Consider the following 8,420-nt stretch of genomic DNA (forward strand, 5'->3'; position numbering starts at 1 on the left):
GTAGTTTCCTGGGCCTGCAGCATGCCGAGTTCGGGACGGAGCAACTGTCGCTTCATGCCGGCGTACTCGGCATCATCTTGTGTCATGCCTTGGAGCTGAACCATGACGCGTTCGAGCCTGCCTCTCAACTCGGGGCTCTCCACGGCATCCTTGAGTGTCGGCAGCATGTCGAGCGAGAAGCGGATCTCCTTCGCTGCGCGCGCGCGCGCCTGGACGAGGCCGCTGCGATTCAGGCCGAGGACGGCGATCGTGGTCTGTCCCCGCACGGTATCGCTCGCGACCGTCCCTGACCAGTCGAAGACAAGATGCATCTCCGGATCATCGATGCACGGATTGAGGAGCATCGGTGCCTCCAGGGCCAAGTTGTCGCCCGGGCCGAGCGCGCGATTCGCCTCATCCGCCAGCGGGAAGCGATTGGCTTTTCCGCTCACAACCCGCTGCTGCTCGTTCTCGTGAGCACGCTGACGGTTGCAGTCGATGCAAGAGATGAGCAGGTTGTTCCAGTCGCTGGCGAGCCACCAATAGCCGGGATGGGAGCGGTTCTCCGCGACGCCGCCCTTGGGGCGGTACATCTCAATGTCCGGTGGGGCTGCTGACGTGATGCGCGTCTCGCAATAGGCGCACTTTTCGTGGAAGAGTGTGCGCAGCGCCTGCGAGACGTCCTTTGACTTGAAGACGGCAAAGTCGAAACGACGCTGCCGATCGTACTGATTGAAGAATGCGTGCGCGCGTGCGCGCTCCTCTTCGGCACGGCCTCCCGATGCGAGCGACATCGGGATCGGGACACGTGATCGGTCGACGTGGATCATTCCCAACCTCCCCTGGGATGGGATTGTGAGCGCCGGGACTGCCGGTTGCAACGCGCAGCGAGCGCGTGGAGGCGCTCAGCGGTCGTCGCTAGACTCGCCAAATCGAGGCTTTCCAGCGATGCAAGTGTTTCGTCTATCCGATTGCGGATGCGCCGCTGAATGGTGCATCCAGCGGTTTCGTGGCGTGCCTCCTCGGCCGTGCCGACCTGAAGCATCACGACGATTCCGGCAGCGTGGCACAGGCTCACGAACGGTGATGCATCGGACAAGAAGAGGTGTATCACCCGAACCCGCTCCTGCAGGCAGACTTCTAACTGGGTCTCGAAGCCGTCTAGTGCGTGCGCAACAGGCGGGACCAACGAGACCCCGAACGGGCGATCAGTTAGCGCGCGAGTCTTGCGGATCTGGTCGCGAATGAACACTGGTGGCCTGCGGATCATTCCCAGCATGCCGAGGCCCCGTACTCACTGCAGCGGCGAGCTCAGCTCGCGCAACGCCTCCCATGCCCGCCTGGATGATCGGGTGACGGATTCAGAAGAGTCTGGTGAAGCACGTTGAAATCATGGGCCTGCTCCGTCGACGATCACCCCACTTGTCTGAAGTATGCCTCTCGGCCGTGGCCCCTGGGCGTAAAGCGGGCGGTAGCGACCCGGTGTACAGCTACTCGCTCAAGCAGGGCATCAACGATGGCTTCCTGACGCCGTTCAAGGTGGTGCAGATTGCCACCACGGTGGACGACTACGTACACACCCCTGACGACGAGGTCACCTTGACCTCGGGCTTCTTGAGTACCTCCTTGGCGGTCGACGGCACCATCTCGACGATGGCCGGCTGGAGGCTTGCGGCCGATGCTGCGCCAGAAGTCCTCCTTGAGCGCCTCGATCATCTGGTCTCGGAGATTGGACCAAGGCGTGAGCACCAACGTGCGCACGCTCAAACTGATCAGGGACGCACAAGCGATGACACCAGTCTTACCGGTGCCGGTCGGCATCCGAATCAGGCACGGATCTGGATGAGTCCGGCTTTGTAGGTGCGCGACGAGGAACTCGAGCGCCTGGCGCTGATGCGACCACAGCTTGATGTCGCCTGGAACGTCGATGAACATTCGTCAGTTCCCATCTCGTTTCTTGTCGCGTTCTGGCACCTAGCGGATTCCGCGAACGGGCGCATCCCCACCGATGGGGCGCACAGGATCACCGATCCGAGCGGCACAACCATTTCGTCAGAGCGTGATGTCGACGCGGACATACAGGTCGCCGGCTCCAAGGGCGGTCGTTGCGTGCAGGTGCGTCTGGCCTTTGAGCTCCTTGACCAGTTTGTTCCTGGGCACTTCAGTCCCTGCCACTTCGCTGCCGTGCTTGTGAGGCAGCGTCGACAGCACGCTCTGCATGCGGCCCGGCTTGTTCGCTGCGCCCTTCTTCGTGAAGCCGTTCCACATCGTCTTCGGCGTCGCATTCAGGCTGCCGTGGTGCCCGACCTTGTAGAGGTCGACGTCGGCCAGCAGCTTGAGGTATTTGTCCTTCGACAGCGCAACCGACCAGTTTTCGATCTGGGCGTCGCCCGGGAAGAGCAGTTTCTTGTTCTTCGTCTCGAACAGCAGGATGAGGCTGGTGTTGTTCATCTGCTTGTCGAGCGCACGCACGATCTGCAGGAGTTGCTCGCCGTGAGCCTGCTTCATCCGGTAGGCAATCCACCGTGCATGCGCGGGCAGCTTCCCGCCCTTGGCGATCACGTGACCGGGGAATACCGGGCTTCCGTCTCCGACCTGGGCCTCGACATCGCCTGCTCTTCGTCCTTGGAGATGCCAGTACTCGGCGGAGTCCACGGACCTTTGCTTGCGGATTGCGTCCGACTGGCGGAGCGTTGGGGGCCCGAGCACATGCACCTTGATGCCTGGCAGGATGGCGCCGAGCCCGGCGTCACTCTCGTGATAGGCGTAGACGTTTCGACCCATCGAAGACAGGTTGTCGACTGCGGACTTGTTCTTGATGTTGTCCTCGCCGATGAAGCGCAACTGCGCGCCGATCTGGCGGCTGAAGAAGTTGGGCTTGCGATCGAGAGCTGCAACGGCGTGCGCCGCCACGTCCTGCATGTCACGGAGCGCTCTTGTGGCTGCGGCCTTGCCAGCGAGTGCTCTTGCTGCCGGTCCCTTCGCGTCGACCGCTAGGTTCTTGTCCTCGGTCCACGGCTGCAGCACGACGCGCGGCTTCAGGGCACGGATGACGTCACCCGGGCCGTCGCCGCTGGGCTTCGTCGCAAACCCGCTGATGTGGTCGGCGTGCCGGTGCGTCGCGACCACCGCATCGAGCTTGCCGCCGCACTGCGCCTTGATGTCGTTGGCGATCAGGAGCAGGTGGTTGTCGGCGACATTTTTGGGTAGGCCCGTGGTTCCGAAATCGATCAAGACGTGGCGCTTGCTCTGGTCCGAGTAGTCGAAGCGGAGGAGAAAACAGTCCCCGAAACCGACTTGATATGCGAAGAGCGTCGCCGAGACAGGTAGGAGGGCCATCATGCGTCCCCTTCGGCGCCCAGCCGGCGGCGGTGCATGTCTGCGAACCGATGGCGCGCACTCCTAGGCTGGTCGAGGAGGTCGTTGTCCCACAGGTACTGAAGGCGCGCCCCCTGCCGCTCGGACTCGTCGAACGACCTGCTGATGTGGTACTTGATGCGTCCGTACTCGTCGAAGACGAGAGTTCCGCCACCATAGGCGGTGACGCGCTGCGTCGTCGGCATTCCATCGGGTCGATCGATGCCCAGGACGGTCTTGACCTCGGCAGCATATAGGTTCAGCACCTGCACATACTCGCAGATCGTCTCCTTCAGGAAGAAGCCATCGGGTGCCTGGCGAACGCTGGATCGCACGGACTCGATGCGGGTGTAGCAGCGGTCGTCGAGCCCGAGCGTGCCGCGGTTCTCCCAGACGAAGCGGAAGACTTCCTCTTTGTCATGCAGCATGGACTCAAAGTGGGTTCGGCTATAGATGATTCGCTCACGGTCGGTGAAAGACGCCCACTGGCCGGTCTTAGGATCGATCTTTCCGCCTGTCGCCAGAACGCCGTACTCGGCAAACGTCTCTCGCAGCAGTTCGCGATAGCCATAGCGCGTGTCGTTGGGTACGGTCTCGGCGTCGGCGGTCAGGACGGCGGCGAGGAAATCTCCAAACGRCAGGTCCACCGGGGGGCAGTAGTCGAGCCCGCGGATGGCCATCGTCAGCAGGTTGTCGGCAGCCTTGGCACCTTCCTCCGCGACCATGTCGAGGTTGTACTGGTCGCCCTTGAATGTTCCGAGACCTGCGATGCGGCTCAGCCACATCTTCAGGAAGGTCTGCATCATCGCCGCAGCGAATACCTCGCCGCGGTCGTGCTCTTCCTGGTACTCGGGAAGCTCGAGTAGGTTGGGTCGCGGCTTGAGCTTGATGGAGCGGCGCAGCGCATCCGCTCGCGCACCTTCCAGCTCCGAACCAAACTGCTCGCCGAGCCCGAGCAGCAATGAGGCCTCGATCGCACTCCGGGTCAGCGAGGACCCTTTTATCAGCCGAATCGACTTGCCCTTGGGCGGGACCTTGCCGCGCCCGAGGAGCCCCGACATGACGATCTCCTTGAGCGAGAACACCGACAGCAGCGCCACGACGTCCGAGAACCCTTCGTGGAACGCCGCTTGGTCGGGGGTGGACGGGTACGTGAAACCGTCTCTGAGCCCGTCGAGGATGGCGTGCGTGGCCTCGTGCGCGACGATGTCGTGCGACAGACAGGTGAAGATGGGACGGTCTCTGCGTGCGGACTTGAAGTAGCCGAACATCAGCGCCCGGTCCTGTTCCGAATAGAAAGCATTTGCCTCGAAGAACGCGTGTGGTGCGACGTGAAGCTGGTGCCCTTCGAAGCCCCATGCCACGCGCCGCCCCAGCGCGAATTCGAAGCGAGCCAGCGTCCGCATCACGACGGCGTAGCAGTGCTGAGCGTGGAAGCGCGGATCCGCGAGTGTCTTCTCTTCCCATCGCTTGCGAGCCGCGATCGTCATCCTCTCGTCGGGAGCGTACGGATCCAAGTCCTGCTCCTTCTGCGTCGGACCGAAGGTGCGCGGCGCGTAGAGAACATTGGCACTTGCATCGAAGTCGACGACCTTGACCCGATGCCCAACCGGACCTGAAGACAGGACCTCCGCCGGGACCTCCACCTGCGCGAATGCGATTCGGCCTCCCAACTTTACGGCAGGGTCTTGCGCAAGGATCGTGAGCTTACGGGTATTGGTAGTCGGAGGCATGAGGACTCCAGGATGACACCATGGCGCGACGGCGTCGCCCGACAAGTACGAGCAAGTCATGATTACAGGCTTGATAGGCAGATTTCCACATCCACAAGACATAGGAAGGCCGGCCGCGCTGAGTCGACTCGGTCCATGGCGGCGAGTCGCCGCGACCGGTATGCCGTTGCCGGATCTCATCAAATCGATGGATGAACCCACCGCGCGCGGTGAGTAACGTCTCCGCTCACGGAGATTCCGGGCGAGGGGTGGAATGCAAAAGAAGATGATCGGCGCGGTAGCGGCATTGGCGCTCGCTGCCTGCGGGAGCAAACCACTTAGATTCAAAGACGCGGCCGAGAGAAACCAGTCGGTCGAGAACCTGGACGATGCTGAACCGGTGCATCGTGGCCGTTCTGGCGGTGACGCCTCGGGAGGAGGTCAAGGCCAAGCTGCGTCTCAATCTGAAGATCGACGAGAGGGACCTGCGCAACCTGGCGGTCCCGGTCACGTTCGCCCTGCTCGACAAGTACCTAGACATCCTGAGGTTCCAGGCGTCACTCGCTGGCTCTAGTGCCTGACTCGCACCGGCTCGATTCACCTTGAGTCTTCAACGGAGTGCACATGGATCTACTACATTTCGCAGGGGTCTTGATTGCCTCCGCCGGCGGTACTGCGGTCGTCCTGGCCGGCCTTGCGGGATGGCTGGGGAAGGTCTGGGCCGACCGCATCTCGCAGGAGCACAAGGAGATGGGCCCCGAAGCAGCCAGGGCCGTGAGCAAGCGAGTGGCGGCAATCGCTGCAAAGCGATCGACCCGCTGTGGAGGACTGCTTCAGGCAGGTTGCTGTCGCCCCCGTGTCAGACCTGACCGCTAGCAGCTATCTGGACACGGAAGGAGCTTGCCAGCACGCGAGAGAACGCTGCCGATTGCTCCCGGCACRGTCATGAGCCGTGCGGATCAGATCGTTTGTTCCCCCAATATCGAGGATGAACGCAAGCGCCCGAGCTGATTCAATGTCCGATTGCGGCGTCTGGCCGCCGAACAAGTGGGCTAGAGCTTCTCATGGGGGCGATAGCCCCGCTCTGGAGGGCTACCCCATGTCTCAAAGAGCCTCTCACCGACTCAGGCGAGTCGTTTCGGGTGTTGTTGTATTGGCGATCGCCGGCTGCGGAATCTTTAGTCCGTATGAGCACGCGCCGATGCTGGAGACACCGCCCATCGAGGGGCTGCAGCTCGCGGGTGATGCCGAAGCGGCGATGGCTTGGGCTGAGCAGTTCCGCGGCAAGTACTACCACAACCTCAATTCGGCAGCCGGCTTCCGCAACGTGACGGGCGCATTGCTCATCGGATTGAGCGGCTGGGCGGTCTACAACGGACTCAAGCCCACCGATGGCGACGGGCCGACAACAGCCGATGTACGCCGAGGCACCCGACTAGGCGCTGCGGCCGCGAGCGTATACGCCCTGCGTCAGTTCCTGGTCAATCCCGGCCAGGAAGCGATCTTTGCCGAGGGCTACCGGGCGATGACATGCCTCATGCTGCAGGCAGCACCGCTCCTCGTGACCGAGGCGAGCGATCGCGCGAAGGTTGCGCCATTCGCATGGCCGACGGCGACGCCGGGCAGTCTCGTTGCGCCGTACGCGCAACCTGCGGCATCTGACAAAGGCGTGCCCTTGCCTTTTTCGGCGTCCCCGCCCGGAGAACTCGATCGGTTCCGGATCGCGCTGGATCGCCTCGAAGCGAAGATCCAGTACGTCAACGTCGAGCTCGCCGAGGTCCGAGGGCGAGCCTCTGCGATGCTCGAGGTCCGGGATGAGCTGAAGAATCCGAAGAGCACCATCTCCAGGCAGATCGCGTCGACACAACGCGCGCTGCTGTACGCGCGCAACGCGGTGAACGACGGACGCCTCCTGCTACGCACCTACGAGAGCGCTGGGCGCGAGATCCGCGGACGTGCTGCCATCGTGGTCGCAGCGGTGAATGAGCAGGCCCAGGCCAAACAGGCCGACCTGTCCGGGGTAACCGATCTGTTGAAGAATGCGCAGGACATTACCGGCTCCGTATTGAACATCGGCGGGTCCACCGCAGCGGATCAGGTGGACCTGACCACCTCGCCGAGCGAGGACGTTTCGGCCCTTCTTCTGCAAGATGGCCCCCCGGCGCCCGGTGTGATGGTCAACGTCGCCGGCAGCGTTGCAATCGCCTACTTGGCCGCACAGGCCAGTACAGCCAGCACGCGCCAGTCACTCGCGGCGCAGCAGGTAGCGCAGACCGCAGCCCAGACGTCGGCCGCGAGCACGCCATATGTTCCTTCTGTTCCTGCCACGCCTTCCACGCCCCGTGCCAGTGATCCACCGGCGCCTGCCGCCTCGACGGGCTCCGCGTCACAGCCAACCAAGTCCAAGGAAGTCAAGAAGCTCGCAACACCCAAACCCGTCGCCAAGGCGGCGCCCCCGGTCACCACGCAGGAGCTCTCCAAGCTGCGTGAACAACTGGATGGCCTCATCAAGCAGGCGACGACGAACGAAGCCGATGCGCAGAAGAAAAAGGACGAACAGCAGCGTGCCAAAGATCAGTCTGACTGGAACGCCCGGCTCGACAAGCTAAAGGCGCAGTCGGAAGAGCGCCATCTGCGCTGTGCGGAGCAGCCCAAGAGTGGCGGCTGCATCACGCACCTGGCCAAGGAAACCGAGAACCTGTATGCCGCGCGACGACCGGTGGTGCACGAAGTACTCGCGTTTCGGGCCAAGACGCGCGCTGTCGCGCTAACCCCTGAGTGTGTCGAGCTGGCAGTCCTGCGAGTCGCGCCGAATGACGTCATCCGCGCCCATCCGGGCGACACGGTGTCGTTCATCGTGACGCAGCGTGCTTCCGGTGCACCGCTGGCGGTAATGCAAGGGTCCCCCGACCCGAAGAGCGGCGCGACATTCAACTTCCTTGCGCAGCAGGGCACCTCGCACTACGTCGCCAAGATCGATCTCGGCAAGGACATGCCGAAGCAGACGCTCAAGCTGGTGGTTTCCGACTCGAAGGGCGTGGTGACGCAAAACCTGTCGGTGGTGGTCGGTGATCCTTTGCCACCCCAGCGCGTCGATCTCGCAACCGCCGCCAAGAGCGCGACCGCGGCGGCCGTCGCCGCGCAGACGGCGGCGGACGGCGCCGCGGCGGCTGCGAAGTCGGTCGCCAAGGCAGCCAGCGATGCGCAGGCCGCTGAGGCCGGGACAAAGTGAGCGTCATGCGACGCTGCACATCGCTCCGACATGACACGCTCCTGCTGGGCTTGCTCGCGCTGGCCACGGCGCCCAACGTCGCGCAGGCAGGGCCTCACGAAACCACTGCGCTGTGTACAGTGCGCAGCCAGATCGTCGTG

Annotated in this window: 6 protein-coding genes and 1 pseudogene; 2 read left to right on the plus strand and 5 right to left on the minus strand. The window is 63.2% G+C overall.

The genetic code is table 11. The annotated features are described in order from the left end of the window. From AC1D12_RS17205 to AC1D12_RS17225, 5 genes and pseudogenes are all read right to left on the minus strand, one after another. On the minus strand, window positions 1-809 hold an 809-nt coding region (locus AC1D12_RS17205), incomplete at its 3' end, for an HNH endonuclease family protein (protein WP_477841753.1). Beyond that, window positions 806-1,258 (minus strand): beta/alpha barrel domain-containing protein, encoded by a 453-nt coding sequence (locus AC1D12_RS17210; protein WP_477841755.1) that lies wholly within the window; start codon window positions 1,256-1,258, stop codon window positions 806-808. The genes AC1D12_RS17205 and AC1D12_RS17210, both read right to left, overlap by 4 nt. Window positions 1,259-1,716: 458 nt before the next feature. Beyond that, window positions 1,717-1,914, minus strand: a pseudogene (locus tag AC1D12_RS17215) (DEAD/DEAH box helicase family protein); the annotation flags it as partial. 117 nt (window positions 1,915-2,031) lie between these two features. Beyond that, window positions 2,032-3,318 (minus strand): MBL fold metallo-hydrolase, encoded by a 1,287-nt coding sequence (locus AC1D12_RS17220; RefSeq protein ID WP_477841757.1) that lies wholly within the window; start codon window positions 3,316-3,318, stop codon window positions 2,032-2,034. Next, a complete protein-coding gene (locus AC1D12_RS17225) occupies window positions 3,318-5,069 on the minus strand; it encodes a gluzincin family metallopeptidase (RefSeq protein ID WP_477841759.1) in 1,752 nt (583 codons plus the stop codon). The genes AC1D12_RS17220 and AC1D12_RS17225 overlap by 1 nt, the downstream gene beginning before the upstream one ends. 368 nt (window positions 5,070-5,437) lie before the next feature. On the opposite strand from AC1D12_RS17225, the gene AC1D12_RS17230 reads away from it, so the two are divergent. Together AC1D12_RS17230 and AC1D12_RS17235 are read left to right on the plus strand one after the other, a co-directional pair. Then, window positions 5,438-5,629, plus strand: coding sequence for a hypothetical protein (locus tag AC1D12_RS17230; RefSeq protein ID WP_477841761.1), 192 nt, complete (start codon window positions 5,438-5,440; stop codon window positions 5,627-5,629). Between the two features lie 620 nt (window positions 5,630-6,249). Next, window positions 6,250-8,280 (plus strand): hypothetical protein, encoded by a 2,031-nt coding sequence (locus AC1D12_RS17235; RefSeq protein WP_477841762.1) that lies wholly within the window; start codon window positions 6,250-6,252, stop codon window positions 8,278-8,280. Window positions 8,281-8,420 lie beyond the last annotated feature (140 nt).

This window comes from Rhizobacter sp. P1_G5 (genome assembly GCF_056405435.1).